Below are 25,537 nucleotides of genomic sequence, written 5' to 3' on the forward strand. Positions count from 1 at the left end.
GCATGGGGGACCCGGGTAAGTCCGTCTATCTGCACGTCGGGGCACCGACGGCCGAGGCGGCCTTCCTGCACCGAGCGCTGTGGAGCAACCGGCGGCGGCTGGGCGACGCCGGTGTCTGCTACCCGGTCACCGGACCGCAGGAGCACTTCGCGGCCGTGATGGACCTGCGCGAGATGAGCTGGGGCGGCCATCGGGACCCCGCCTGGGACGGCGCGTGGGACCGCGTCGTGCGGCGCGCCCGCGACTGGGACGGCCCCACCGTCGTCTTCTCCCAGCCTCTGCTGGGCGGAGCGACCGAACAGCAGGTCGAGCGGGCGGTCTCGGCGCTGGAGCCGGCCGAGGTGCACGTGGTCCTCGCCACCCGCGACCTGGGCTGGCAGCTGATCCTCGACTGGCAGGAGCAGATCCGCCACGCGCACACCATCACGTTCGAGCGGTTCGTCGACGATCTCGTCGCGCTCGGCATCGACGCGCCGGAACCCTACGGGCAGATGTTCTGGGGCCTGCACGACCCGGTGCGGGTGCTGCGGACCTGGGGGTCGGCGGTGCCGCGGGAGCGCGTCCACGTCCTCACGCTGCCGCCGCCCGGCGGGCGCGCCGGCGTGATGTGGGACAGGTTCCGGACGCTGGCCGGCATCGCGGACGGGGTGTGCGACCTCGGCGGCATCCCGGGGGACGAGCCGCTGTCGGCGGTCGAGGCGGAGCTGCTCCGCCGCCTGAACGAGAGGATGGGCCCGGCGCTGGGCGGCGACTACGAGCGCCTGGTCCACGACCACCTCCTCGGGCACGGGCTCGCCAGGCAAGGAGGATCGGCGCGCCTCGCCGGAGAGCCGGCCGGCACGGTCCGCACCGGGATGGGGCTGCCCGCCCGGCACGCCGACTGGGCGGCGCGCCGGACCCGCGAGCTGGCCGAGTCGCTGCGCGCCTCCGGCTACGACGTGGCCGGTGACCTGGACGAGCTGACCACGTCCCGGGCCCCGGAGGCCGCGATGCTTCCCGGCGACGTCCCGGAGGAGCTGGTCGCGACCGCGTCCGTCGGGGTGGTGGCGCACCTGCTGGAGGAGCTGTCGCTGGCGCGCGAGCGCGTCGGGCTCGCCCACCTGCACAGCGAGATGACGGGCGTGAAGGAGAACCTGGAGCGGCTCATGGAGTCCGCCGCCTCGCCGTCGCCGGCGTTGCAGCGCGCCGCGCGCCGGGCGACGGGCAGGCGCAACCCGTGAACCGGGGCCCGGAGAGCCGCGGCGGGCCGTCCGTCACCGCGGTCGTCGTCACCTACGACCGGCGCGACCTGCTCGACGAGGCCCTGACCGCGCTCGGCGCCCAGACGCGCCCCCCGGACCGGATCACCGTGGTCGACAACGCGTCCGCCGACGGCACCGCCGCGATGGTCGCCGAGCGGTTCCCGGGCGCCGACCTGCTCGCCCTGCCCCGCAACATCGGCGGGGCCGGCGGGTTCAGCGCCGGGATGGCCCGGGCGATGGGCGGCGGGGCCGATCTGCTCTGGCTGCTGGACGACGACACCGTGCCCGAGCCGGAGGCCCTCCAAGCCCTGCTGGACGCGCGGCAGAGGGCCGCGACCGAGGAGGACGGTCCACCCGTGCTCGTGGCGAGCCGCGTCGTCTGGACCGACGGCCGGGACCACCCGATGAACACCCCCCGTCCCAAGCCGCGGGCGACGGCCGCCGAGTCGCGGCTCGCGCGCGCGGCGGGCTGCGTGCCGATCCGGTCCGCCTCCTTCGTGTCGGCGCTGGTGGACGCGGAGGCGGTGCGCGAGCGCGGGCTGCCGGTCGCCGACTACTTCCTCTGGAACGACGACTTCGAGTTCACGACGCGGCTGCTGCGCGGGCGCCGCGGGCTGCTCTGCCCCGGCAGCGTCGTGGTCCACAAGACCCGGGAGTTCGGCGGGGCGGACGCGGATCCGGGCGACCGCTTCTTCTACGAGGTGCGCAACAAGATCTGGCTGTTCACGGGGAGCCGCGGGCTCGCACCGCCGGAGCGGGCGCTGTACGCGGGGTCGACGGTGCGGCGATGGGCGCGCACGTTCGCCGGGTCCTCCGACCGCGCGGTGCTGCGCCGCGCCCTGGCCCGCGGCGTCAGGGACGGCCTGCTCACCCGCCCGAGGCCGACCGCCGCGATCCTGCGGGAGACCGGCGCCCTGGGAGAGACCGACATCTCGTTACCTCACGACGGCCGCCGCCATGATCGCGACGGGTGACCGGCCGCGGGACGGCTCGGCGCGCGTCACCCGCCTGCTCGCCGGGCCGGCGGCCCCCATCGGCTGCGCCGCGCTGACGCTCGCCGTGGCGCTCGCCGGCATCGGCACCCCGTCGCTGTGGCTGGACGAGGCCGCCACGATCAGCATGACGACCCGGTCGTACGGCGACATGCTGCGCGTCTTCCCGCACCTGGACCTCGTCCACGCCCTCTACTACATGATCATGAAGCCGTGGGTGGCGGCGTTCGGGACGGACGCGCTCGCGCTGCGGCTGCCCGGCGCGCTCGCCATGGCGGCGGCCGCGGCCGGCGTCGCCGTCATCGGCCGGCGGTGCCTCGGCCCGGCGGCCGGGCTCGCGGCCGGGCTGGCGTGGGCCGCCGGGCCGCAGACCAGCCGGTGGGCGCAGGAGGCGCGCTCCTACGCCATGACCGCGGCGGTCGCCGTGCTCGCGACCTACCTGCTCGTGCGGGCTCTCGACCGGGACGAGCAGCGCCGGTGGCCGTGGTTCGCGGGCTACGCCCCCGCGGTCGCGGTTCTGGGGTGCCTGCATCTGGACGGAGCCCTGCTGCTCGCGGCGCACGGCGTGACCGTCCTGCTGACCCGTCCCAAGGCCGGGGTGTGGCTGCGCTGGCTGGCGTCCGCCTCGGTGGCCGCCGCCCCGCTCGTGGTGCTGGCGGTCGCGGCGCAGGACCAGAAGCGCCAGGTGAAATGGCTCCCCCGGCCCTCGTGGGACGTCGCGTGGGCGCAGCTCCAGTTCCTGACCGGGGACCGCGCGCTCGTCGCGCCGGTCATGGCGCTCGCTCTGCTCGGCGTGGTGACGAGCGTGCTGGGACGCGCATCGCGCCCGCACCCCACGGCCTCACTGCCCGCCGTCGCGCTTTCGTGGGCGCTCGTGCCAACGGTGCTGCTGCTCCTCGTCTCCAACGTGACGGACCCGGTCTTCTACTACCGGTACACGACCTACTGCCTGCCCGCGGTCGCGCTGCTCGCCGGCGCCGGCGTGGCCGGACTGCTCACCGTCACCCGCCGCCCCGCCGCTCGCACCGTCCTGGTGTGCGCCGCCGCAGCGGCACTCGCCGTCCCGTCCCTCCCGGCCCACGACTACATCCGCCGCCAGGACAGCCGCCCCGACGACATGCGTGCGGCCGCCGACGTCGTCCGCGCGCACGCCCGGCCCGGGGACGCCGTCGTCTACCTCGCCGGGAGCGCCCGTTGGAGCGCCGCCACCTATCCGGGCGCGTTCGGACGGCTGCGCGACGCCGGCATGCGCACGGACCCGGTGACCGCCGCCAACCTCAAGGGCCGCGACCTGCTCCCCCGCGAGCTGCCGCCGAGGCTCGCCCGGGCGGACCGGGTGTGGGTGATGGACCACCGGTCACTCGACCCGCACGGCCCGGTCATCGAACGGCGGGAGCGGGCGGTGCAGTCCGCCGGGCCCTGGCGGAAGGCCGGGACGTGGACCTACAGGGGCGGCTGGCTCGCCCTGTTCGAGCGGACGGGCCCCTACCGCAGTTCCAGGTAGTCGACCTGCCCCTGCCCGTCCAGGCGGCGCAGCCCGACCGTGTTCCAGCCCGCGGCCAGCTCCACCGTCGCCGTGACGGACGCCCAGCCGGCGCCCGCCGTGGCGCGCAGCCGGACGGACGTCGCGGCGTAGCCGTTCACCGACATCTCCAGGTCGGAGTCGCGCCCGGAGCGGTTGGCGTACCGGGTCAGGACCGAGTAGCTCCCGGCGGTGGGCGCGAACACGGGAACCTCGACGCGGCAGTCGTCGCGCGCGAAGGGGCCGACCGCCGCACCGCCGGACGCGTTGGGCCGCGCCAGCGCCGAGACGCAGCCGTTCAGCCGTCCCCGCTCCGCCTCGTACCGGACGGGGACGCCCCGGACGGCGGGCCGCGCGCCGTCCCAGCCGAGGCGGGCGACGTACATGCCGCGGGTCACCCTGGAGCCGCCGCGGTAGTCGAGGATGCCGTGGAAGACGAGGTAGTCGCCGGTGCCGTCGCCGAACACGTCCGCACTGCCCGGCCCCTCGACCTTCCCGCCGTACAGGCCGGTGGACTGGACGGGGCCGCCCTTGACGTACGGCCCTTCGAGCGACGAGGCCACCGCGTAGCGCGTCTGGTAGTTCGACTTGAAGTACCAGCCCGCCGAGTACAGCAGCACGTACTTCCCGCCGCGCCGGACCAGGTCGGGCGCCTCGACCAGGACGGGCTCGTCCGCCGACCGGCCCAGGATCTGCTTCGCCGGGCCGGCCGTGCGCAGCCCGTCCGGGCTCAGCTTGACCAGGTGAATCGCGGCCGTCTTCTGGTCGTCGGTCTTGTAGAGCAGGTAGCGGGCGCCGTCCCGCTCGATGTAGGACGCGGGGTCGATCGCGCCGCCGAGGTCCAGCGGGCAGACCAGCGGCCCGCCCTCCTGCGGGACGAACGGGCCCGCGGGCGAGGACGCGGTCGCGACCCCGACGCACTGCTCGTCGCCGTCCTTGCGCCGCGCGGAGAAGTACAGCACGTAGGTGCCCGATCCCCCGCGCGGCGCGACGACTTCGGGGGCCCAGGTCCAGCCCCCGGCGGCCCACGCCGGGAGGCGGGCAAGGCCGTCGCCGGGCGAGGTCTTCCAGGGGCCCGTCGGCGACGGGGCCGTCGCGACGGGCATCATCGCGTCCGCGTTGTTGGTGCCGTAGGCGAAGTACGTCCCCGCCACCTTGATCACGGTGGGGTCGGCGAAGGACCCGTCGATCACCGGTTCGGCGGGCGAGTAGCCGGGCGGGTCGATCGCCCCCGGGGTGCCCGCCGGGCTCGGCTGCGGCGCCCCCGCGGACGCGCCGGGGCCGGTCCGGGCGGGGCCGCCCTGCGGGCGGGCGCCCGGTTCGCCGGGCGGCGGGGCCACGGTCACGGCCAGCCAGACGACCAGCGCGACCAGGGCGCTGATCGCGGCCCCCGCGACCAGCGGCAGCAGCGGTGCGAGCGCCCGCGGGTCCCGGTTCGTCCACCTCATGGCACCCCGCATCATGCCAACAACCGAGGCGGGAGGGCCAACGGCCGCCGCATGCGCGACCGGCGTCCGGATCGTTACGCTTGCCCGGCCGTCTCATCACCGACACGCTCTTCACCGACGCGCTCATCACGGACGCGCTCTTCACGGAAGGGACACGCTCATCACGGAGGGGACCCGGGGGTTGATCCGACATCGGCGGCTGGCGGCCGTGCTGTGCCTGCTCGGCGTCCTCGGAGCGACCGGCTGCCTCTTCCAGCCGGTGGAGCGTTCCGCGCCGAAGGCGACGAAGATCCCGAAGAAGCCGAACATCGTGTTCGTCCTGACCGACGACCTGTCCTGGAACCTCGTCGCGCACATGCCGCAGGTGGTGCAGATGCAGCGGGACGGGCTCACCTTCGACGACTTCATCATGGCCGACTCGCTCTGCTGCACCTCGCGCGCCACGATCTTCACCGGCCGGTACCCGCACAACACCGGGGTCCGCACGAACTTCCCACCGGACGGCGGCTACGAGGTCTTCAAGGACAAGGGCGGCGAGCAGGCGTCGTTCGCCCCGTCCCTGCAGAAGGCCGGCTACCGGACGGCGCTGCTCGGCAAGTACATGAACGGCTACCAGCCCAACGACACCCAGGGCGACACGAAGCCGTACGTCCCGCCGGGATGGAACGAATGGCACGTCAGCGGCAACGGCTACCCCGAGTACAACTACAACCTGAACGAGAACGGCCGGCTCGTCCACTACGGCGCCCGGCCGCAGGACTACCTGACCGACGTCCTGGCGAACAAGGGCGTCGAGTTCGTCCAGCGGTCCGGGAAGACCGGGCGGCCGTTCTTCATGGAGATCGCGACGTTCGCGCCGCACGGGCCGTTCGTCCCGGCGCCGCGCCACGCCGGGCTGTTCGGCGGCCTGACGGCGCCCCGCCCGCCGTCGTTCAACGAGGCCGACATCCGCGACAAGCCGTCCTGGCTGCGGTCGCATCCGCTGCTGCGCAGGCCGGGGATCGGCCGCATCGACCAGGGCTTCCGCGACCGGGTGCGGATGGTCCAGTCGGTCGACGAGATGATCGGCCGTATCCGGTCGGCGCTGAAGGAGCGCGGCCTCGACCGCGACACCTACCTGGTGTTCGGCTCCGACAACGGCTTCCACCTGGGCGAGCACAGGCTGGCCGGCGGGAAGATGACCGCGTTCGACACCGACATCCGGGTGCCCTACATCGTCGTCGGGCCGGGGGTCCCCTCGGGGCGCAAGGTCCGCGAGATCGCGCAGAACACCGACCTGGCCCCGACGTTCCAGGAACTGGCGGGCGTGCGCCCGCCGGCGACGACCGACGGCCGGTCGCTCGTCCCCTTCCTGCGCGGCGCCTCCCCGGCGGGCTGGCGCGAGTCGGCGCTGGTCGAGCACGTCAAGCCGCCGCCGTCCCCGCTGGACCCCGACCGGCAGGACTCCGCGCCCGGATCGCCGACCACCTACAACGCGATCCGCACCGGCGACATGCTGTACGTGGAGTACACGGGCGGGGAGACCGAGTACTACGACCGGGTCCGCGATCCGCACGAGCTGAACAACATCGCCGCCGGGCTGCCGGAGCAGCGGCGGCGCCACCTGTCCGACCTCCTGTACGCGCTGACCCACTGCACGGGGTCCGGCTGCACGCCCGCAGGCCGGAGCCGGTGACGGAATTCCGTCCTTTATGCGCCGCTATCATCGCTGACGACTGTGGACGCGCCAGGGCGATGTGCAGGGTGACACGTGCAGAGTGACCGGAAGCTGGGAGAGGGCGTGACTCCAACCGGAAAGCCGGATGACGACCACGAGGGTGAGCGTCCCGAACCCGGGCAGACGCCTCCCCCGCCGCGCTGGATGGACGACCAGGGCTCGTCCGGTCCGCTGCTGCTCCCCGCGGACGATCCGGAGGACGACCCCGAGGACGACCTCGAAGAGGATCCCGAGGGCGACGACTTCCCCGAGGACTCCCCCGAGGACGACCCGGAAGGGGACATGGCGGACCGCACCGTCGTGGACCCCAACGTCAACCAGACGATGATCCTGCCGAAGAGGCAGAAGCCCGCTGCCGGCCGCTCCGCGGAGAGCGCCGCGGAGAACGGCGGCGCGGGCGCGGAGGCCGGCTCGCCGGCCCTGCCCGCTCCCGTCGCGGACGCTCCGGCCACGTCCACCGACATCCCCGCGCAGCCCTCCCCGTACGGGCGGGAGTCGGCGGACGTGACGAGGACGGAGATCCCCCTCCCGCCGCCCTCCTCCTACGAGGAGGACATGGCGGACGTGACGAGGATCGAGTCACCCACCCAGCCGCCTCCCACCTACGGGCAGGACACGGGGGACGTGACGAGGACCGAATTCCCCACCCAGCCGTCCCCTTCCTACGGGCAGGACACCGGGGAAGTGACGAAGAGCGGGTTCCCCACCCAGCCGCCCCCCTCCTACGGGCAGGACACGGGGGACGTGACGAGGATCGAATCCCCCACCCAGCCGCCCCCCTCCTTCGAGCAGGACGCGGCGGACGTGACGTGGATCGAGGCCCCCGGCCAGCAGCCTCCTCCTTACGAGCAGGACATGGCGGACGTCACCCGCATCGAGAAGCTGCCGCCCCCGCCGCCCGCACCCCCGCAGGCCCCTCACCAGCAGGCGGCCCATCAGCAGCCCGCGCCTCCGTCCCCCTCGCAGACTCCCCCGGCCCCCGAGCCGTTCCCGTGGGCGCAGGAGATCCCCGGTGCCCCCGCGCGTCCGGCCCCCGAGCCGTTCCCGTGGGCGCAGGAGATCCCGGGCGCGCAGGCTCCCCCGGCCCCGCAGGGCCCTCCGGCGGCGGAGCCGTTCCCGTGGGCGCAGCAGGTCCCCGGGACGCCGCCTCCCGGGCCGGAGGCCGTCCACCCGATCGCGCCCCCTCCGGCGATCGACGAGCCGTGGCGGACCGGAGGGCCGAGCGGTCCGAAGGGTCCCCGCAGGAGCATCAAGAAGCCGCTGCTCATCGGCGCGGGCGGGCTCGCCGCCGTGGCACTGGTCGCCGCGGGCGTGCTCGTGGTCCCCGGCCTGATCGGCAGCGACGACGATGGCGGCGGCGCGGGCGCCAAGCTCGCGGGCGCGCTGTTCCCGGTGGACGCCGCGGCCCGCACCGACGGCCGCGACCAGCAGGTCACCGGCGTCGCGGCGCGCGGCTCGACGGTGGTCGCGGTCGGCGGCGAGACCGACCCGCAGAACTCCCGCGGCCTGTTCCTCGTCTCCTCCGACGGCGGCCGCACCTTCACGTCGGTCGACCAGCAGGACACCGACGGCGGCCTCGCGCCGCCCGGCGGGGTCCCCGAGGCGGTCGGCGCGTCGCGCCGCGGCTGGGTGGCCGTCGGCAGCCGGGCCGGCGGCGGTGGCGCCGTGTGGCTGAGCAAGGACGGCAAGGAGTGGCGCCGCCAGCCCGACGCCGTCGGCGACGTCTTCGGACCGCACGACCGGGTGACCCGGATCGTCGGCACCGGCGGCGGGTTCCTCGCCGTCGGCGAGAACTCCCCGAAGGGCGACTTCAGCGACGCGCGTCCGGCGGTGTGGCTGTCGAGCGACGGGCGCCGGTGGGAGGCACGGGTCGGCGACCAGATCGGCCTCCAGGTCCAGAACGGCGGGTTCTCCCTGGTCGAGGCCGCGGCGAACGGCGATGTGATCCTGCTGGAGGGGCTCATCACGCCCGACTCCAAGAAGCCGGGCCCCTACCGGAAGGTGTGGCGCTCCGACGACGCGGGCCGGACGTGGTCGACGTCGGACGTGCCGGCGCCGAAGGGCAGCCGCGGCCTGATGATCGGCGGTGGCGGCGGGTCGGGCTTCCTGGCGATGCGCGAGATGTCGGCGTCCGGGAAGCTGTTCGGCCAGGCCTTCACGTCCAGGGACGGCAGGTCGTGGACCAGGACCGGCAAGCTCGAACCGGCCGGCTACCAGCGCACGAACGGGATCGTCTCCGACGGCCGGGGCTTCACGGCCGTCACCGTCCGGGGCACCGACGTGCTGCTCGCGCGCACCGCGGACGGCGCCGCCTGGAAGGCGGCCGGCTCAGCCGAGTCGAAGGCGGGACGGGAGGTGCTGGGCGCCGCGGCCGCGGGCGGCCAGACGGTGCTGGTCGGCCGCGAGCCCGGCGGCGGCGACCTGGACCCGATGCTCGGCGTGTGGGACGCGAACGGCGCCGCGGTCCCCGTCGATCTGGCGAAGATCCCCGGCGCGATCCGGCCCGACCACGCGGTGCGGGCGGTGGCCGCCACGAACGGCCTCACGGTCGCGGTGGGCAGTGCGAGCGGTGACGCCGCCGTCTGGTCGTCGCAGGACGGCGCGTCCTGGAAGGCCGCGCAGGGGCTCGGCGCCGCGTTCACCCGGCCCGGCCCGCAGCAGCTGGACGACGTCGCCGCCGGCGGCGCCGGATGGCTGGCGGTCGGCTACGACCAGTCCGCGCCGCGCCGCCCCCTTGTCGTCACCTCCAAGGACGGCGCGACATGGCAGGCGGCCGACGGCGCTCCCGCGTTCGCGGCGAACAGCCAGGGCGCGCCCGTCACGGCCGCCGCGGCGGCCGGCTCCGCCGGTTACGTCGTCGTCGGCACGCAGGGCTACTCGGTCGCGACCTGGTACTCACCCGACCTGAAGAACTGGGCGCGGGGCGCGGGCGCGGATCCGAAGATGATGGCGGGCACCAAGGCCGCGAGCCGCTGGATGCTGGACGTCACGTCCGGGTCGTTCGGGTACGCCGCCGTCGGCGGCAGCCGGGACGGCAAGGGCAACCACCCGTCGGTGTGGCTGTCGCCGGACGGCCAGCGGTGGACGCTCCAGGAGCTCCAGCTCCCCGGGTCCGGGGTGACCGAGGGCCACCTGACCCATGTCGCCGCCAAGGGGAACACCCTCGTGGCCACCGGAGTCGCGGCCACCCCCAAGGGCCTCGACTGGCTCGGCTACGTGTCCGCCGACGCCGGCAGGACGTGGCGTCCCCTGGCGTCGCCGAGCGGCGACACGACCGTCAGCGTCACCGCGCTGGCCGCGACCCCGAAGGGCTTCGCGGCGACCGGCACCACCGGGCGCGCGGGCGCGACCGACGTGGTGTCGTGGACGTCCGCGGACGGCTCGTCCTGGCAGGCCTCCACGCCCGGCGGCACCGGCCTCGGCGGCGTCGGCGACCAGGAGATCACCGGCCTCGCCGCCTTCGGGAACACGCTGCTCGGGGTGGGCCGCAGCGCCGACTCGGGCGGCGCCCAGCCCGTCCTGTGGAGCCGGCCCGTGCCGTGACCCGGCCCGTCCGGTGACCCGGCCCGTGCGGTGAGACCGCGCGCCGCCCCGCTACTTCTCCGGTTGCGGCGGGGCGGCGTCCAGGTCGGGGAGCCCCTGGTGACCGCCGCCCGCCGGGCGCGCGTGGCGCGGGATGTAGGGGACGGCGAGGCGGGGGCCTTCGCCGGCCCTGTCGCGCAGGCGGTTGCGGCGGGCGCCGTAGGGGGCGACGACCGCGCGGTAGAAGGGTTTGCGGATCAGGGTGGGGACGAGCCGGTAGCCGCCGCGCACCATGACGTTGCGCCAGTACTGGGGCTGGGAGATGAAGCCCTCGCGGAGCATCTCGCGCTGGAGCCGCAGTTCGGAGCGCAGCAGGTCGCGTCCGCCGCGGCGCTCGTAGGCGCCGGCGCCGACGCGGTAGTAGACGAGCGGCTCGGCCACGTTCACGATCCGCGCACCGCCCGCGATCATGCGGGCGAACAGCCAGTAGTCCTCCATCAGGGGGAGGTCGCCGTAGCCGCCGGCGGCGACGACGGCGCTGCGCCGGTAGACGACCGTGGGGTGGTTGAACGGGTCGTGCAGGCGGGAGTAGCGCGCGATGTCGGCGGGGTCGCTCGGCGGGATGCGGCGGCCGACGATGTCGGTGATGTCGGTGCCGAACTCCAGCAGGCCCGCGCCGACGAGGTCGGCGCCCGCGCGGACCAGCGGGACCTGCGTCTGGAAGCGGTGCGGCATCGAGTAGTCGTCGGCGTCCATGCGGGCGACGATGTCGTGGCGGGCGGCGTGCAGCCCGGCGTCGAGGGCGGGGCCGAGGCCGCGGTTGCGCTCCAGGTGGACGAACGCGACCTCGACCGGGCTGATCCTCACGAGCTCGCCCAGGACGGACGCGAGCGCGGGCGGGACGGGCCCGTCCTGGACGAGGACGACCTGGTCCGGGCGGAGGGTCTGGAGGTGGACGGCGCTGCGGAAGGCGTCCCGGACATGCTCCTCACGATCACCGCCGTAGACGGTCATCAGCAGGGTGAAGGGTTCGGGCTGCATGCATCCGTTCCGGGGGGAGCGTGGCGGCCGAGGAGCACCGTGCGGGGCCGGGTCGAGCGCCTGGTCGGGGGCCTGGTCGGGGGGAGGGTGGGAGGCGCCGTCCTAGGTGGGACGCTTTGAACCGTTTGATGGTTTGCGCGGGACAAGATACCGGTGAGGGACCGTCAGATCACGTGCGGTGCGGAATCAGGTCCGCGCGCAGACCGCGCGGTCGGCGCGGATCTCCCCCGCGATCTTCGGGACCATCGGGCCCAGCCCCCGCAGGGCGGCCCCGTCCCTGCCGACGATCAGGTAGACGTAGCCGGGCCTGGCGGACGCCCACGGCCGCGCCTGGTGGCCGGGCACCGCGATCGCCACGCGCGCGGCCTGCCGCTCGGCGCCCGCCCCGTAGAGGATCTGCGTGTGGGGGAAGGTCTTCTTGGCGGTGCCGACCTTGACGACCTGGAAGCCGCGCTCGGCGAGCTGGTCGGCCGTCCGCTGCGCGAGGCCGCCGGTGCCGGAGGCGTTGTAGACGCCGAGCCTGACCTGCGCGGGCGGGACGGGCTGGACCTTGTTCTGCGCGGGGACGGGCTCCGGCTGCGGGAGCTTGTTGTCCTCCCGGATGGCCCGGAACAGCGGCTCGGCGGCGGCCTGGGCGAACTGGACGCGGTTCTTGTCCTGCGGGAACGCCTCCACCGGGACGGTGACGAAGCGGACCTTCCCGGCGCTCATCCCGCCCAGGGACCCGGCGAGCTTCTGCATCACCGAGAGCGTGAGCCCGCTGTCGGCCTTGATGGACTTGGTGGCGGCCGAGAGGAAGGCGTAGGTGCGGCCGGGGTCGGAGAGCATCCCCTTGTCGGTGGCCTTCTTGACGACCGAGGCCATGAACGCCTGCTGCCGCTTGATCCGGTCGAGGTCGGAGCCGTCGCCGAGGACGTAGCGGGTGCGGACGTAGCCGAGGGCCTGGTCGCCGTGGACGGTCTGGCGGCCGGCCCGCAGGTGCAGTTCGGCCTTGGGGTCGTCGATCCGCCGGGGGACGCAGATCTCCACGCCGCCGAGCGCGTCCACGACCCGCTTGAACCCGGCGAAGTCGACCTCGACGTAGTGGTCGATGTGGATCTTGGTCAGCGACTCGATCGTCCGCCAGGTGCAGGCCGGGCCTCCGTTGGAGAACGCCGCGTTGATCATCCCGAACTGGGCCGGGACGGTCGTGCCGTTCCGGCGCTTGCACGGCGGCATCTGCACCATCGAGTCGCGCGGGAAGCTGACGCCGATGGCGCTCTGCCCGCCGGGCGAGATGTGCAGCAGGATCGTGGTGTCGGAGCGCTGCCCGGCCTCGGTGCCGTAGCGGGCGTTCTCCCCGGCGCGGCTATCGGAGCCCATCATCAGGATGTTCAGCGAGTTGTTCAGCTTGGGCGGCCGGTGCTCGCCGAGCTTGCCGTCGACGTTCTCGCGGTCGATCTGGCCGTCGAGCCGCCGCCAGAACCCGTAGGCGGTGAGGCTGCCCGCCACCAGCACGAGCGACAGGCCGATCGACACCCAGCCGAGCATGCGCCACAGGCGCCCCCGCACCGGCGGCTCCGGTGGCGTCGGGGCGCTGTCCGCGTAGTACACGGGCGGGGGCGCGACGGCTCGCTGCATCCGGAACATTTCAGCACAGATTGGACATGCGCCACGGGCGTCACGAGAAAGAGCCAGGCCCGCGGCGGCGGCCCGCGCCGCCCCCGCGAACCCGGCACAGAGTAGATGATCTACCCGTAAGGGATGCTGTACGGTCCTGCCCATGGAAGAGGCCGGTCAGCTCGACGCGCTTGAGCGGGCCGTCGAAGGGACGCTCGCCGAGGGGTCGTTCGAGTTCGACGACGAGGAGGCGGTGCTCCGCATCGAGGGGTCCCTCATCCTCACGACCGGCTGGTTCCTCGGCCTCGGCGCGGGCGGCGTGTCGCTGCTCCTGACCGGCGCCGTCCTGTCGCTGACCGGTCTGCAGGACCAGGCGCGGTGGGCGCTGGCCCCCGGCGCCGTCCTGCTCGCCCTGGTGGCCGGGTTCGTCCTGCTGCTGCGCTTCACCCCGCTGGCCGCCCTCTGGTCGGATCTCGAACTGCGGTTCGCCGAGCAGGCGGTGGTCCACCGGCGGACGCGGATCCCGTTCGGCGACCTGCGCCCCGAGCACCTGGTGTGGAAGAACGGCCGGTTCTTCCGGCGCCTCTACGTCCGGCACCCGGCGCTGCGCAAGCAGCTCGCCGGGTTCTTCGGCAGCGAGGAGCGGCAGGCCGAGGAGTTCCAGCGGCGGCTCTGGGAGCTGATCTCCACGCCCGACCTGAACGGCGTCCTCACCCACGGCAGCGACCTCACCCCCGTCCAGCGCTGGATCATCGCGGCCGGCGCCCCCTACGGCGCCGTCAACGGGTTCCGGGTGGACCGGCTCGGCGCCGCGCCCGGCGCGTCCGCCGCGGCCGCCGACCGCCGCGCCGCGCAGGACCTGCTCCAGGACCCCTGGGGCGCCTACGACCTGGAGCAGCTCCTCGGCGCCGTCAACTGGCTCGTCCAGGACGGGCACCGCGCCGACTTCACGCAGGACGCCCACCTCGCCGGCCGGTCCCCCGAGGCGCGGCGGGAGTACGAGTCGCTGCTGCGCGAGGTCGACGGCCTCATCGCCGGCGACCGGCTGGAGCCCCCGTTCGTCGAGCGGCTGATCGAGCTGGTCCGGGTCCGGTACGGGGACGAGGGCGGCTCGTACGCGCGGCTCGTCCCGCCGCTGCTGCGCGACGAGCCGGGCGCGGACGCGAGTGAGGAGGGCGCCGAGCTGGCCCTGTTCCTCCACCAGCTCTTCAACGACCGCAGCCACGCCGCGGAGGAGCTGCACCGGCTGAAGGCCCTCGCCGACCCGGCGCTGCGCGCCAACGTGGGACGGTTCCTGATCTGGGACTACGGGCGCGCGCTCATGCTCTACCGGTGGGGCCACATCGTCGGCTGGCTGACCGAGGAGTACTGCTGGGACCGGATGCTCCCGCTCGCGCTCGACATCCAGCGGCGGTACACGTCCTGGCAGGACATGGCGACCTGCTACCTGCAGGGACGGCTGCTCTGGTCGGGCGGGGGCGGCAAGGCGCAGGCCGAGTACGAGCGGCTCGTCGAGGAGCTCGCCGCCGAGCCCCGCAGCCCGTGGAACCTCGTCCCCTGGGACCTGGACCTCACGCGCGACTGGGCCTAGTCCGGGAATCGAGGCGGGCCGCAACCCGACGGCGGCGTGATCTATCTCTCACGCGCCGGAAGCCCCGCCGTGGAACGGCTGTACGGATGCGGTCATCTGTATATGGGAAATCAGCCGTGAAATCACCATTCACCACCCATAGTCTGGTCCGACCTCAGTCGGCACCCCGCACGTGAAACGCCCGGAGCGACCATGAACCCCCCACCTTGGCCCGGCCAGCAGCCCGGTCGGCCGGGATTCCCGCCGCCCGCCGCGCCGGCCGGCCCGCCCCCGATGCCCGGCGGGCCCGGATTCCCGCCCCCGTACCCGCCGCCGCGGCGCGGCGGCGGCAGCACGCTCGTGTGGCTGCTCGTCGTCGGCGCGGTGCTGGTCGTGGCCGTCGCGGGGACGTTCGCCGTCCTCGTCTTCAGCGGCGATGACGACGACCCGGTCCGGCCGGTGTCGATGCCGTCCACGACGCGCCTGCCGTCCTACGGGTCCACGACGGAGCCGACGACCGAGCCCTCCCCCTCGTACTCCAGCGGCGGCGCGGTCGACCCGTCCGGCGTCCTCAAGCGGACGATCACGACGGCGAAGGGCAACATGTTCACGCAGGCCGGGACGCGGACCGAGTCGTGCACCACTCGCGCGAACTCCGTGCTGCTGCCCGCGCTGCGCCGGCACCCGTGCGTCGGGAGCATGTACTCGGCCGTCTACGCCAGCCCGTCCAAGCAGATCATCACCTCGGTCTCGATCCTGAGGTTCGCCACCTCCACGGACGCGTCCCTCGTCAAGGGCTACACGAACCAGGAGGGCTGGCCGAAGCTGCTGACCCCGTCGGACGCCAGCGGGCTCCCGCAGCCGAAGGCCGACCCCGCGTACTGGACGCGGACCTGGGCGCAGGGGTCCACGGTCATCTACGCCCAGTCGTACTGGTCCAACGGGGGCCCGACGGGCGACCGCACGGGCAGCGTCTTCGCCACCGCCGGCGAACTCGGCGTCGAGGTCACCAACACGCTGACGTTCAGCAACTGACCGGAAGACCGGCGACCGGCCGGAAGACAACGCCGGCCGCTCCGGACACGGCGAACCCCGCCGCCCCCGAGGGGGACGGCGGGGTTCGCGGACCCGGCCCGGGTCAGATCGTGACTTCGAGACCGGCGACCTCGCCGGTCTTCGCGGTGACGCCGGTGTCGACGCTCACACCGCCGGCCGCCAGGACGCGGACCGTCCAGTCGCCGTCGGCGGCGAAGAAGCGGAACACGCCCTCCTCGCCCGTCACCACTTCGGCGGTGAACTCGCCGGACGAGTCGAGCAGGCGGGCGTAGGCGCTCGACACCGGGGCGCCGTCACGGGTGACGGTCCCCTGGATGACGGCCTCGTTGTTCAGGTCGACGGTCGCCGGAAGGTGCGCCGTCTGCTCGGGCGCTGCGCAGCCCTGGGTCATGGTTCCTCCAAGTGTGGTGCTGCGGGACTTACTTGCCTGCGCCGAGCTCGATCGGCACGCCGACGAGCGAGCCGTACTCGGTCCACGAACCGTCGTAGTTCTTCACGTTCTCCAGGCCCAGCAGCTCGCGCAGCGCGAACCACGTGTGCGAGGAGCGCTCGCCGATGCGGCAGTAGGCGATGGTGTCCTTGCCCAGGTCGACCCCGGCCTCGGTGTAGAGGGCGCGGAGCTCCTCGTCGGACTTGAACGTGCCGTCGTCGTTGGCCGCCTTCGACCACGGGATGCTGGCCGCGGTCGGCACGTGCCCGGCGCGCTGCGACTGCTCCTGCGGCAGGTGCGCCGGGGCGAGCAGCTTGCCGCTGAACTCGTCCGGCGAGCGGACGTCGATCAGGTTCTGCTTGCCGATCGCGTCCACGACCTCGTCGCGGAAGGCGCGGATCGACAGGTCCTGGTCCTTGGCCGTGTACTCGGTCGCGGGACGCGTCGGGACGTCGGTGACCAGCTCGCGGGAGTCCAGCTCCCACTTCTTGCGGCCGCCGTCGAGGAGCTTCACCCTGTCGTGGCCGTACAGCTTGAAGTACCAGTACGCGTACGCGGCGAACCAGTTGTTGTTGCCGCCGTACAGGATGACGAGGTCGTCGTTCGCGATGCCCTTGCTCGACAGCAGCTGCTCGAAGCCGGTCCTGTCGACGAAGTCGCGGCGGACCGGGTCCTGCAGCTCGGTCTTCCAGTCGATCTTCACGGCGCCACGGATGTGGCCCTTGTCGTAGGCGGACACGTCCTCGTCGACCTCGACGAGCACGAGCCCGGGGTCGTCAAGGTGGGCCTCGACCCAGTCGGTGTCCACCAGGACGTCTGAGCGGCTCATGCGGGAACCTTCCCTTCGGAGCGGACTTTCGCGGTGATGCGGCGGAAGAGCGGATACATCTCGCAGCCGAGGCAGAACCCGAACGCCGCGTTCAGGAACGCCGCCGCCAGCGCGAGGGCGGTGGCACCGATGCCGAGCCAGGTGGTCCCCGTCGCGTACCCGGCCGTGCCCAGGAGGGCGAAGGCGAACCCGACACCCTGCGCGAAGCGGGGCGCGGCCTCGTCCTCCAGTTCCCTGGGCGGAGCGAGACGGGGACGGATGAGCACTTTGAACACCAGTCCGTACGGGGCGTACCGAAGGCCGAGGGAGGTCGCGATGGCGAACACGACGGCCTGAGCGGCGAGCAGTGCCCAGCTTCCGGTCACCAGCACCACGACGAGGACGACGGTGGTGACATAGGCGCCGAAGCGCGGCCCACGCGGATCGACCTGCATCGGGGTGCTCCTGGCGGAGTGGAAGCGTGCGTACGAGCTAGAAGGAGAAATGCTCGGGGGCGGACGGGCTCGATGCCTCAGGCCATGCGACAGAGCGAGGCGGCCACGCGGCAGAAATCGACCGCGCGGCGCTTCGTGAGCATCTGCTCTGTCCAGTAACGCACGGACACGATGTTAAGCCGACAATCCACGGGCTGTCACATCCGTCTCGCCTTGCGAGACAGTGACATTCGTCTTAGCGCAGGTCATGAGGCTGCTGCTCATGTAGTGGCTCATGTGATGGCCTCCCCCAGAGCGGCGATGACATCGGGTTTGCGGGGCGCGCCGGCGGCGCGCCGGACGACGCGGCCGGCGGCGTCCAGCACGAGGACGGTCGGCGTCCGCACCACGTTCAGCCGCCGGACGAGGTCGAGATGCGCCTCCGCGTCGAGTTCGACATGGGCGACGCCCTCCACCATCTGGCTCACCTCGCCGAGGACACGGCGGGTGGCCCGGCACGGCGCGCAGAACGCGCTGGAGAACTGCAGCAGCGTGGCCTTCTCGCCGAGCTCGGCGCCCATGTCGTCCGGGCCGACGGTCTCGCCCACCTGCTCGCCCTCCTCCCGCCGGGCGCGCAGCACACCGTCGCGGCGCCGCCTCACCAGGCCGAACGCCGTGGCGGCGAGGAGGACGCCCGCTGCGGTCAGTGCTCCGATCATCCCCAGTGACAACCCCCGGGGCCTGCGCGTTCTTCCCGCGGCCCACCACTTTCCCGCCACTTTCCTCCCGCGTCCTCCCGCCTGCCCGGCGGCCCCGGTCAGGTGGGGATCGTGAGGAGGGGCCGCCCGTCCAGGCCGACGACCTCGAACGAGAACAGCTGGCCGCGCGGGAACATCGTGGACCCGCGGTACTCACCGTAACCCTCGTCGTACGGGACGTACCAGCTGCCGAGCGCGTCCCGGCGGCCGTCCCGCGCGATCACCAGCAGCCGGCAGTGCGACCCCTTCGGGACCCCGGCCAGGTGCAGCTCCACCTCGGTCCCCCACGCCTTCCGGCGGAGCACCACGTAGCCCTTGACCGCGCTCCTCGGGTCGCTCGCGGTGATCCGCTCGCCCGCGACCACCGGCGCGGCCGAGGTGGACGCCGGTGGGGACGGCGGCGGCCCGGCGCCGGGGCCGTCCGTCCGCGAGGGGAACAGCAGGCCGCCGAACAGGCCCCCGACGACCAGCAGCAGGCATGCGGCGGCGGCCGGCGGCGCCCATCCGGCGCGCCCTCCGGACAGGCGCCCCAGCGGTCCGAACCGTCCCCTCCGCCGTTCGGCGGCCCTGGCCAGCAGCTCGTCCAGCAGCTCTGGCGGCGGCCCGGCGACCCGTTCGAGCTGCGCCTCGTCGACCCGTCCGAGCAGCGCGGGCAGCCCGGCCATCCCGGCGAGCTCGTCCCGGCACGCGGGGCAGCCCTCCAGATGGGCCTCCAGCCGGCTCCGCTCACCGGGATCGAGCGCGCCGAGCACGTAGGACCCGAGCGCCGTACGCGCCTCCGTGCAGTCGGTCATGGCGCCAGCCCCCGCTCCTCCAGCGCGAGTCTGAGCGCCCGCAGCGCGTAGTAGGTGCGGGACTTCACCGTGCCGGGCGGGATGCCCAGCGTCTTCGACGCCTCCGCGACCGAGCGTCCCCGGTAGAAGGTCTCGACCAGCACGGCCCGGTGCGGCGGGCTGAGACCCGCCAGCGCCTCGGCGACCGTCCAGGACTCCAGCGCCCGGTCGATGTCGTCGGAGCCGTCGGCGGTCATCAGGACGTGCTCGTCGATGCCCGTCTCCGGCGGCCGGGCCCGCCTGGCGCGGTGCGCGTCCACGACGAGGTTCCGCGCGACCGTGAACAGCCACGGCCGTACGGGCCGCCCCGCCAGCGCCTCCGGATGCTTCCAAGCGCGCAGCAGCGTCTCCTGCACCACGTCCTCTGCCTGGGTTCGGTCTCCACCGGTCAGCCGCAGGACATAGCCGAGGAGGGCGCCCCCGTGCTCGCTGTACAGGGCGCGGAGCAGCCCCTCGTCGGCGGTCGGTCCCACACCACTGTCACGTACGCTTCCCCGGACCGGTTCACAGGTTCCGGGATTACTTCGGCGCGGTCGCCTGGAGATCGTTCAGCCGGACGTTCTCGGCGGTCGCCGCCACGCGCAGCCCGTCCGGCGTGGGCTGGATCTTGCTGATCCGCGACCCGACGGGCAGGTCGGAGACGGGCACCACCCACGTGAGCCTCTGCCTCACCAGCGCCAGCGGGATCTGCGCGGCGCCGTTGGACCCCACCGACACGGGCGTGATCGCGATGCCCTTGGCGGTCGGCTTGACCTCCACGACCGCGGTGCCGTTCAGGGAGAGGCCGAGGAGGTTGCCGGTCAGGTCCACCGACAGGTCGTCGCCCTTGGGCCCGATCCGCTTGACCTCCTTGGGCGCCTGCTTCTGGATCACGTCGTAGGGGACGACGGCCGAGGCGGTCGCGGTTCGCGCGGTCACGTTGGCGGCGCTGCCCTTGGTGACCTCCGACAGCGGCGCGTCGACGCCCCGCATGTCGACCTTGACGCCGGTGACGGTCACGCCCTGCTGCGTCCAGTCGCCGATGCCCACCTCGATGTGCTTGTACTCGCCGCCGACCGCCTGCGTCAGGAACGGGATGCCGTGGATCGTGACGTCCGGCCGCTCCTGCAGGTTGTACTGCGCGGCCACCTGCTCGCCGATCTTGTCCTCAGCGACCCGGACCCCCAGCCGGTCCGCGGCGACCAGCCCCGCGGCCACGAGGATCAGCAGGACCAGCAGTACTTTCCGCATGTCTCTCCTTAGGCTGCGGCATGCGTTCGCCACACGATAGTGAACAAACCGCCCACAAAGGGTCGCCCAGGAGAATGACCTCTCAGGCCAGAAAATCACCCGGCTGTGAGATCAGCCACCCGCGAAGGGCGGCAAGACCTCCACGACACCGCCCTCCGGCAGCGCCACGGACGCGTGCGGCCTCGTCCCGACCGGATCCCCGTCGACCAGGAACGAGCTCCGCCCGACGACCCGGGCGAACTCGTCGCCGCGCCCCTCACCGGCCGCGGCCACCGCGTCCGCCAGCGTCGCCGCGTCGTACGGCTCCTCATGCGTCCCCGCCGCGGCCTTGGCGGCCGCCCAGTACCGCATCGTTCCCTTGGCCATGGTTACAGACTCTCATCTCCCGCTGACACGGTCCGGCCAGGTCGAGACATGGCCGCCGGAGGCACCTCGGTTATGCTCAGGGGTGAGGGATCCGGGCGACGAGGCCATGGAGTTCATCCGAAAGGCCCTGCATGGCCGCCTCGTCTTCGAGTCCCGGCCGTGCGCCGGTCTTGGGGATGAGCCGCCTGGGTCCTACGTCTTTTGGAGACGGGAGGCGGCACTTGAGCAGCTTGCTCTTGCTGACCAACGCGTTGGAGCCCTCCGACGAGGTTCTGCCGGCGCTGGGACTTCTGCTGCACTCCGTGCGCGTCGCGCCCGCCGAGGGGTCCGCGCTCATCGACGCTCCACCTGCCGACGTCGTCCTGGTGGACGCCCGCCGCGACCTGGTCCAGGCCAAGGGCCTGTGCCGCCTCCTGCGCACCACCGGACTCGACTGCCCGCTGCTCGCGATCGTCACCGAGGGAGGCCTCGCCGCCCTGAGCTCCGAATGGGGCCTGGACGACGTGCTGCTCCAGACCGCCGGCCCCGCCGAGGTCGAGGCGCGCCTCCGCCTGGCCGTCGGACGGGCCGCGGCGGGCGCGGAGGCCGACGACGTCCCGGGAGAGATCCGCAGCGGCGACCTCACGATCGACGAGGCCACCTACACCGCCCGGCTCCGCGGCCGCGTCCTCGACCTGACGTTCAAGGAGTTCGAGCTGCTGAAGTACCTGGCCCAGCACCCGGGCCGCGTCTTCACCCGGGCCCAGCTCCTCCAGGAGGTCTGGGGCTACGACTACTTCGGCGGCACCCGCACCGTCGACGTCCACGTCCGCCGCCTCCGCGCCAAGCTCGGCGCCGAGTACGAGTCCCTGATCGGCACCGTCCGCAACGTCGGCTACCGCTTCGTCCCCGACCACCGCCCGGGTGACGCCGAGGAGAAGACGCCCGCCCGCGCCTGAGCGCCGCGCTCTCCTCCGGCGAACCCGCTGAGACGGAGCAGCACCGGAGCCAGGACGAACAGGACGACCGCGAGCGCGGCGACCGCGACCATGGCCCCGCGCAGCCCCACGGCGTCCGCCCAGAGCCCGACATAGACGGGCCCGGCGAGGAACCCGAGGTAGGACACGGTCGTGACGACCGACGTCGCGCGGCCCCGGTAGTCGTCCTCGACGTTCCGCGCGACCAGGCGGAGCAGTGTCGGGAACAGCACGGCGGTCCCGGCGGCGGCGACCGCGAGCCCGATCGCGGCGACCGCCAGCGTGGACGCGACCGAGATGACGAAGGCCCCGCCCGCGGCCCCAGCCGCCCCCGCGAGAAGGGCTCCGCGGACGGCCCTCACCCCACCCGTTGAGAACCGCGTGACAGCGACCGTCCCCGCGAACACGGCGGGCGCGACGGCACTGAGCCCGCCCGAGCGCAACTCGTCGTCGACGAAAACCGCGCTCCAGCTCTGATGCGCGTTCTCGCTGGCGAACGCGAGCGCCCCCAGCACCCCGACGAGCACCAAGGGGACGATCCGGCGCCGCCCCAACGGCGCCACCGCCTCACGCCGACCGACGAAGCCCCCGGGGGACGCCCACAGACACACCCCGGCGGCCAGACAACCCACACCTGCCACCACGAAGGGCACCACGAACGGCAGCGATGACGCCGCCCCACTGGCGAGGCTCGCGAGAACCACCAGACCGGAGAAGACGCCATGGGCCCGGGTGATGACGGCCTTCCCGGCGTCCCTCTCGGCCCGTCCGGCGATCGCGTTGATGCCCACGTCGGCCGCCCCGCTGGAAGCGCCCACCACGGCGAGCCCTAGGCACAGGCCGGCCAGGTTCACGGCGGCGAACGCCACGACGACTCCGGCCCCGCCCAGCGCCATGATGGCCGCGCCCGCCACTCCCGGCCCCCACCGATCCAGCGCCCGCCCCATCAGCAGCATCGCCGGGAGGGCACCCGCCCCCACGAACAGCAGCGCGAGGCCGAGCGCGCCGTCCCCGATCCCCGCCCGCTCCTGGACCCGAGGCACGCCGGCGCCCCACACCCCCCAGAACACCCCGAACGCGGCGAACCCCGCGAAAGCGCGCCATGATGCCTCGACCTTCATTTGTGTAACGATACACAAGTAGCATGCGGCCCTATGGAACCGTCCGGAGGCGCGAAGCGCGTGACCCTGGCCCAGGTGGCGGAACGGGCCGGCGTATCGGTCATGACCGCCTCCTACGCCTACAACCGTCCGAACCGCGTCTCGGACCGGGCCAGATCGAAGGTGCTCGCCGCGGCGGCCGAACTCGGCTACGCCGGCCCCGACCCGAGCGCCCGGTCCCTGCGCCGGGGCAGCACCCGCACGCTCGGCGTGGTGATGGGCGAGCATCTGAGCTACGCGTTCGAGGACCCGGCGGCGGTGTCCTTCCTGGCGGGCATCGCCGGCGTCTGCGCCGATCACGGCTACGGCATGACGATCGTCCCCGCCACGGGCGCCGCGGACGACGCCACCCGGATCATCGACGCCGCCGTCGACGGCTTCATCGTGTGGACCACGTCCGACGACGACCCCGTCCTGGCGGCCGTCCGGGCGACCAGGCGCCCCGCGGTGGTCCACGGGGGCCCGGCGGTCGACGGCATGGGCCTGGTGAGCATCGACGACCGCGCCGCGGCCGGCGCGATCGGCGCCGCCGCCTGGGCGGGCGCCGAGCGCCCCGCCATCGTCAGCTTCCCGCTTTCCCGGGACCGGAGAACCGCGATCACCAACGGCGCGGCCCTCCCCGACGTCACCTTCCCCGTGACGCGCGAACGCCTGGAGGGCTACCGCCGAGCGGCCGAGGACGCCGGCTTCGCCTGGCGCGACGTGACCATCGCGGTATGCGCCCGCAACGACGCCGCCGAGGCGGAGCGGATCGCGGCGACCCTCCTGGCCTCCGCGGAACCACCCGACGCGATCGCCGCGATGAGCGACCAGCAGGCGTCCGGAGTCGTCCGCGCGGCCCGCGCCGCCGGACGCGCCGTCCCCGACGACGTGGCGATCACCGGCTGGGACGACGCGGCGGTGGCGGCCCGGCTCGGCCTGACCACGGTCGCCCAGTCCCTGCGCGACCAGGGCGCGGCCTGCGCCCAGGTCGCCCTAGGCCGACCGGCCTCCGGGACACCGGCATGGTCCCTCATCCGCAGGACCAGCACCCGCCCCTGAGGGAAGGGCGTTCAGGCCCCGGAAGTGCTGTTGAAGCAGAAGCGAGGCGGCGCCTTCAGCGTGGGCGGCTCAGAGCCGGGAAGTTCGGCGATCTCGATGCCCTCGCGCTCCGCCATGGCCGTCACCGTGGGCAGGTGGTCGTGGAAGAACACCGGGACCCAGCGGTCGGACGGCTCGCCGTCGCCGGCGGGCAGTTCCACCAGCCCCTCCTCCCGGGTGACACCCGCCCGGGCGGCCACGTCCAGCGCTTCGCGCGGGTCGGCGTCCTGCACGTCCAGGGCCGCGAGCAGCGCTTCGACGACGGGACGCTCGACGTTCCCGGCCGTCACCGCGCGCATCAGGTCCTGGTAGGCCAGCGCCGACGGCGAGCCGTCCTCGTCGATGAACTCGTCCATGCGCTCGGCCCCGTCGGCCAGGATGATGGCGAGCCCGTCGTCCACGTGGTCGGGAAGCGGGGGGCCGCCCCACGAGCCGTCCCACCAGCGCAGGAAGGCCACGGAGTAGTCCTCGTTGACCAGCAGGTCCTGGAGCCACGCCCAGGGCAGCCACGCGGGGCCACCGGCGAGCAGGTCGACGGGCAGATCCTGGATGTGCGTGTCGGAGGCGTCGTTGTCGTACCCGTAGAGCAGCGCCCGTCCGCCTTCCACCCAGCGCAGGGCCCAGTAGCCGTTTCCGATGTCCTCGGTACGCAGAGTGCCGCCGTCCACGAGCACCTGCCCGGAACAGTCGTCGAGGTAGGGAACCATCATGGCCTTGACCACGCCCTGAGCCCAGAGTTCGTCGGGCGGCGGCACGTCGGTGGAGACTTGGTCGAACACGGCGCTCCTTCTCGTCGGACGTTTTCCGGCCGTCCGACGCTCGGGGAACCAGGCTGGTTCCCGGCGCTCCCACCGCGATCGCGGCCGTTCCCGCCCGCGGCACGGCCCTCGACGCCTTGACCTCAACTTCACTTCAGGTTTTACGGTCCCCGTACCAGTGATCAACTAATGGGGGGACACCGCACATGAAGACCGGAGAAGTCTCCGACGCCGAACTGGCCGCCCAGCCGGCCGCCTACTGGACCGGATTGGCCTACGAGGCCCTCATCGCGTTCACCCGAGCCCGGCAGGCCGAGTTCGGCTTCACGCAGCCGCAGTTCTGGCTGCTCCGCAACCTGTCGAAGAACGACCTCTCGCCCGACGGCCACGGCATGACCATCCCCGAACTGCGGGAGGCCATGAAGTCCTACCTGCGGCCGGAGGACGACCTGGAGGCCGAGTCGAAGGTCCTCCTGGAGCACGGCTGGTCGACCCGCGACGGCGACGGACGCCTGTGGATCACCGAGGCGGGAGAGAAGACCCGAACCGAGTGGAAGGAGCACGCCCCCGCGATCCGCGACCTCATCCACCGGGGCATAGACGACGCCGACTACGTCACCGCCCTGAAGGTGCTCCGGCAACTGATCCACAACACCAGCACCCCCGCGCCCGACCGCACAGGTCGGTGACGTGCGCGCCGGCCGGGCGTGGGGGCCGTCCGGCCGGCACGCATCCTTGCCAGCCCCACCACCCCAACGCCCGAGCAGCCAGCCCTGAGAGCGCGCGCCGAGATGCCGCCTCGCCGCCTCAGCCGGATGCCGCGTCCACGCCCGTCGGCGGCCCGGTCAGAACACGTGCGAGCAAGTCACGAAGGTGCCTCCGGTCGGAGCCGGCCAGCTCCTTCGTTGCACAGGCCCGCACCACCACTCCACAGGAAGCCACCGCTCTGGGCCAGGATGACCGCGGTCTTCCCCCTCTACGACACCTACCAGGCCACCTCCGAACGCGACATTCCG

The 25,537-nt window shown here is 73.4% G+C and carries 24 protein-coding genes; 10 read left to right on the forward strand and 14 right to left on the reverse strand.

The features are described from left to right. Nucleotides 1-2: 2 nt before the first annotated feature. From BJY14_RS16295 to BJY14_RS16305, 3 genes are read left to right on the forward strand one after another with little or no spacing between them, the layout of a single operon-like run. A complete protein-coding gene (locus BJY14_RS16295; RefSeq protein WP_179844385.1) occupies nt 3-1,220 on the forward strand; it encodes a hypothetical protein in 1,218 nt (405 codons plus the stop codon). Beyond that, nucleotides 1,217-2,215, forward strand: a complete 999-nt coding sequence (locus BJY14_RS16300) for a glycosyltransferase (RefSeq protein ID WP_179844386.1) — start codon at nt 1,217-1,219, stop codon at nt 2,213-2,215. The genes BJY14_RS16295 and BJY14_RS16300 overlap by 4 nt, the downstream gene beginning before the upstream one ends. Continuing rightward, a complete protein-coding gene (locus BJY14_RS16305; RefSeq protein ID WP_179844387.1) occupies nt 2,199-3,737 on the forward strand; it encodes a glycosyltransferase family 39 protein in 1,539 nt (512 codons plus the stop codon). The genes BJY14_RS16300 and BJY14_RS16305 overlap by 17 nt, the downstream gene beginning before the upstream one ends. On the opposite strand, the gene BJY14_RS16310 is transcribed toward BJY14_RS16305, so the two are convergent. After that, nucleotides 3,719-5,203 carry a family 43 glycosylhydrolase gene (locus BJY14_RS16310; RefSeq protein ID WP_179844388.1) on the reverse strand — a complete coding sequence of 495 codons (1,485 nt, stop codon included), beginning with the start codon at nt 5,201-5,203 and terminating at the stop codon, nt 3,719-3,721. The two genes, BJY14_RS16305 and BJY14_RS16310, sit on opposite strands and share 19 nt — an antisense overlap. A 181-nt stretch (nt 5,204-5,384) precedes the next feature. On the opposite strand from BJY14_RS16310, the gene BJY14_RS16315 reads away from it, so the two are divergent. Then, nucleotides 5,385-6,878, forward strand: a complete 1,494-nt coding sequence (locus BJY14_RS16315; protein WP_179844389.1) for a sulfatase family protein — start codon at nt 5,385-5,387, stop codon at nt 6,876-6,878. 105 nt (nt 6,879-6,983) lie between these two features. Further along, nucleotides 6,984-10,463, forward strand: a complete 3,480-nt coding sequence (locus tag BJY14_RS16320) for a WD40/YVTN/BNR-like repeat-containing protein (protein ID WP_179844390.1) — start codon at nt 6,984-6,986, stop codon at nt 10,461-10,463. Between the two features lie 51 nt (nt 10,464-10,514). Here BJY14_RS16320 and BJY14_RS16325 read toward each other — a convergent pair whose 3' ends face one another. Beyond that, on the reverse strand, nt 10,515-11,483 hold the full coding sequence (locus tag BJY14_RS16325; protein WP_179844391.1) for a glycosyltransferase: 969 nt from the start codon (nt 11,481-11,483) through the stop codon (nt 10,515-10,517). A gap of 186 nt (nt 11,484-11,669) precedes the next feature. Beyond that, complete coding sequence (locus BJY14_RS16330; RefSeq protein ID WP_179844392.1) at nt 11,670-13,103, reverse strand: LCP family protein; 1,434 nt, start codon at nt 13,101-13,103, stop codon at nt 11,670-11,672. 142 nt (nt 13,104-13,245) lie between these two features. Here BJY14_RS16330 and BJY14_RS16335 point away from each other — a divergent pair, with 142 nt between their 5' ends. Both BJY14_RS16335 and BJY14_RS16340 read left to right on the forward strand, forming a co-directional pair. Continuing rightward, a complete protein-coding gene (locus BJY14_RS16335) occupies nt 13,246-14,673 on the forward strand; it encodes a DUF1266 domain-containing protein (RefSeq protein ID WP_179844393.1) in 1,428 nt (475 codons plus the stop codon). A 192-nt stretch (nt 14,674-14,865) separates the two neighbouring features. Further along, on the forward strand, nt 14,866-15,687 hold the full coding sequence (locus BJY14_RS16340; RefSeq protein ID WP_179844394.1) for a hypothetical protein: 822 nt from the start codon (nt 14,866-14,868) through the stop codon (nt 15,685-15,687). 103 nt (nt 15,688-15,790) lie between these two features. Here the strand turns inward: BJY14_RS16340 and BJY14_RS16345 are convergent, their stop codons facing one another. From BJY14_RS16345 to BJY14_RS16380, 9 genes are all read right to left on the reverse strand, one after another. Beyond that, nucleotides 15,791-16,099 carry a DUF1416 domain-containing protein gene (locus BJY14_RS16345; RefSeq protein ID WP_179844395.1) on the reverse strand — a complete coding sequence of 103 codons (309 nt, stop codon included), beginning with the start codon at nt 16,097-16,099 and terminating at the stop codon, nt 15,791-15,793. Between the two features lie 28 nt (nt 16,100-16,127). Continuing rightward, a complete protein-coding gene (locus BJY14_RS16350) occupies nt 16,128-16,967 on the reverse strand; it encodes a sulfurtransferase (protein ID WP_179844396.1) in 840 nt (279 codons plus the stop codon). Then, nucleotides 16,964-17,401 (reverse strand): DUF4395 domain-containing protein, encoded by a 438-nt coding sequence (locus BJY14_RS16355; protein ID WP_179844397.1) that lies wholly within the window; start codon nt 17,399-17,401, stop codon nt 16,964-16,966. Before BJY14_RS16355 ends, BJY14_RS16350 begins: the two co-directional genes overlap by 4 nt. 77 nt (nt 17,402-17,478) lie before the next feature. Continuing rightward, on the reverse strand, nt 17,479-17,544 hold the full coding sequence (locus tag BJY14_RS47700; RefSeq protein WP_353819285.1) for a putative leader peptide: 66 nt from the start codon (nt 17,542-17,544) through the stop codon (nt 17,479-17,481). 129 nt (nt 17,545-17,673) lie between these two features. After that, the gene (locus BJY14_RS16360) at nt 17,674-17,961 is read right to left on the reverse strand and encodes a TlpA family protein disulfide reductase (protein ID WP_307809103.1); all 288 of its coding nucleotides are present in this window, start codon (nt 17,959-17,961) and stop codon (nt 17,674-17,676) included. Between the two features lie 236 nt (nt 17,962-18,197). After that, nucleotides 18,198-18,932, reverse strand: coding sequence for a zf-HC2 domain-containing protein (locus BJY14_RS45235; RefSeq protein WP_179844399.1), 735 nt, complete (start codon nt 18,930-18,932; stop codon nt 18,198-18,200). Next, nucleotides 18,929-19,444 (reverse strand): sigma-70 family RNA polymerase sigma factor, encoded by a 516-nt coding sequence (locus tag BJY14_RS16370; RefSeq protein WP_179844400.1) that lies wholly within the window; start codon nt 19,442-19,444, stop codon nt 18,929-18,931. Before BJY14_RS16370 ends, BJY14_RS45235 begins: the two co-directional genes overlap by 4 nt. A 46-nt stretch (nt 19,445-19,490) precedes the next feature. Next, entirely contained in the window at nt 19,491-20,201 is a 711-nt protein-coding gene (locus tag BJY14_RS16375) for an LmeA family phospholipid-binding protein (RefSeq protein ID WP_179844401.1), read from the reverse strand. A 111-nt stretch (nt 20,202-20,312) separates the two neighbouring features. After that, complete coding sequence (locus BJY14_RS16380) at nt 20,313-20,567, reverse strand: MoaD/ThiS family protein (protein ID WP_179844402.1); 255 nt, start codon at nt 20,565-20,567, stop codon at nt 20,313-20,315. Nucleotides 20,568-20,788: 221 nt separating this feature from the next. Between BJY14_RS16380 and BJY14_RS16385 the strand changes: the two genes are divergently transcribed. Next, nucleotides 20,789-21,505, forward strand: a complete 717-nt coding sequence (locus tag BJY14_RS16385) for a winged helix-turn-helix transcriptional regulator (protein WP_179844403.1) — start codon at nt 20,789-20,791, stop codon at nt 21,503-21,505. Here the strand turns inward: BJY14_RS16385 and BJY14_RS16390 are convergent. Beyond that, on the reverse strand, nt 21,442-22,644 hold the full coding sequence (locus tag BJY14_RS16390) for an MFS transporter (protein ID WP_179844404.1): 1,203 nt from the start codon (nt 22,642-22,644) through the stop codon (nt 21,442-21,444). The two genes, BJY14_RS16385 and BJY14_RS16390, sit on opposite strands and share 64 nt — an antisense overlap. A gap of 33 nt (nt 22,645-22,677) precedes the next feature. Between BJY14_RS16390 and BJY14_RS16395 the strand changes: the two genes are divergently transcribed. After that, nucleotides 22,678-23,724 carry a LacI family DNA-binding transcriptional regulator gene (locus BJY14_RS16395; RefSeq protein ID WP_179844405.1) on the forward strand — a complete coding sequence of 349 codons (1,047 nt, stop codon included), beginning with the start codon at nt 22,678-22,680 and terminating at the stop codon, nt 23,722-23,724. An 11-nt stretch (nt 23,725-23,735) separates the two neighbouring features. On the opposite strand, the gene BJY14_RS16400 is transcribed toward BJY14_RS16395, so the two are convergent. After that, entirely contained in the window at nt 23,736-24,542 is an 807-nt protein-coding gene (locus BJY14_RS16400; RefSeq protein ID WP_179844406.1) for a hypothetical protein, read from the reverse strand. Between the two features lie 185 nt (nt 24,543-24,727). Between BJY14_RS16400 and BJY14_RS16405 the strand changes: the two genes are divergently transcribed. Then, entirely contained in the window at nt 24,728-25,210 is a 483-nt protein-coding gene (locus BJY14_RS16405) for a winged helix DNA-binding protein (protein WP_179844407.1), read from the forward strand. Nucleotides 25,211-25,537: the final 327 nt, after the last annotated feature.

Source organism: Actinomadura luteofluorescens (genome assembly GCF_013409365.1).
GTDB classification, from domain to species: domain Bacteria; phylum Actinomycetota; class Actinomycetes; order Streptosporangiales; family Streptosporangiaceae; genus Spirillospora; species Spirillospora luteofluorescens.

What these genes read in the sequence shown, in the direction of transcription:
- BJY14_RS16380 (WP_179844402.1), bottom strand. Translation starts at nt 20,567, where the DNA reads ATGGCCAAGGGAACGATGCGGTACTGGGCGGCCGCCAAGGCCGCGGCG.
- BJY14_RS16305 (WP_179844387.1), top strand. Translation starts at nt 2,199, where the DNA reads ATGATCGCGACGGGTGACCGGCCGCGGGACGGCTCGGCGCGCGTCACC.
- BJY14_RS16350 (WP_179844396.1), bottom strand. Translation starts at nt 16,967, where the DNA reads ATGAGCCGCTCAGACGTCCTGGTGGACACCGACTGGGTCGAGGCCCAC.
- BJY14_RS16310 (WP_179844388.1), bottom strand. Translation starts at nt 5,203, where the DNA reads ATGAGGTGGACGAACCGGGACCCGCGGGCGCTCGCACCGCTGCTGCCG.
- BJY14_RS16405 (WP_179844407.1), top strand. Translation starts at nt 24,728, where the DNA reads ATGAAGACCGGAGAAGTCTCCGACGCCGAACTGGCCGCCCAGCCGGCC.
- BJY14_RS16360 (WP_307809103.1), bottom strand. Translation starts at nt 17,961, where the DNA reads ATGGGCGCCGAGCTCGGCGAGAAGGCCACGCTGCTGCAGTTCTCCAGC.
- BJY14_RS16330 (WP_179844392.1), bottom strand. Translation starts at nt 13,103, where the DNA reads ATGCAGCGAGCCGTCGCGCCCCCGCCCGTGTACTACGCGGACAGCGCC.
- BJY14_RS16295 (WP_179844385.1), top strand. Translation starts at nt 3, where the DNA reads ATGGGGGACCCGGGTAAGTCCGTCTATCTGCACGTCGGGGCACCGACG.
- BJY14_RS16390 (WP_179844404.1), bottom strand. Translation starts at nt 22,644, where the DNA reads ATGAAGGTCGAGGCATCATGGCGCGCTTTCGCGGGGTTCGCCGCGTTC.
- BJY14_RS16345 (WP_179844395.1), bottom strand. Translation starts at nt 16,099, where the DNA reads ATGACCCAGGGCTGCGCAGCGCCCGAGCAGACGGCGCACCTTCCGGCG.
- BJY14_RS16355 (WP_179844397.1), bottom strand. Translation starts at nt 17,401, where the DNA reads ATGCAGGTCGATCCGCGTGGGCCGCGCTTCGGCGCCTATGTCACCACC.
- BJY14_RS16340 (WP_179844394.1), top strand. Translation starts at nt 14,866, where the DNA reads ATGAACCCCCCACCTTGGCCCGGCCAGCAGCCCGGTCGGCCGGGATTC.
- BJY14_RS16335 (WP_179844393.1), top strand. Translation starts at nt 13,246, where the DNA reads ATGGAAGAGGCCGGTCAGCTCGACGCGCTTGAGCGGGCCGTCGAAGGG.
- BJY14_RS16325 (WP_179844391.1), bottom strand. Translation starts at nt 11,483, where the DNA reads ATGCAGCCCGAACCCTTCACCCTGCTGATGACCGTCTACGGCGGTGAT.
- BJY14_RS16395 (WP_179844405.1), top strand. Translation starts at nt 22,678, where the DNA reads ATGGAACCGTCCGGAGGCGCGAAGCGCGTGACCCTGGCCCAGGTGGCG.
- BJY14_RS16375 (WP_179844401.1), bottom strand. Translation starts at nt 20,201, where the DNA reads ATGCGGAAAGTACTGCTGGTCCTGCTGATCCTCGTGGCCGCGGGGCTG.
- BJY14_RS45235 (WP_179844399.1), bottom strand. Translation starts at nt 18,932, where the DNA reads ATGACCGACTGCACGGAGGCGCGTACGGCGCTCGGGTCCTACGTGCTC.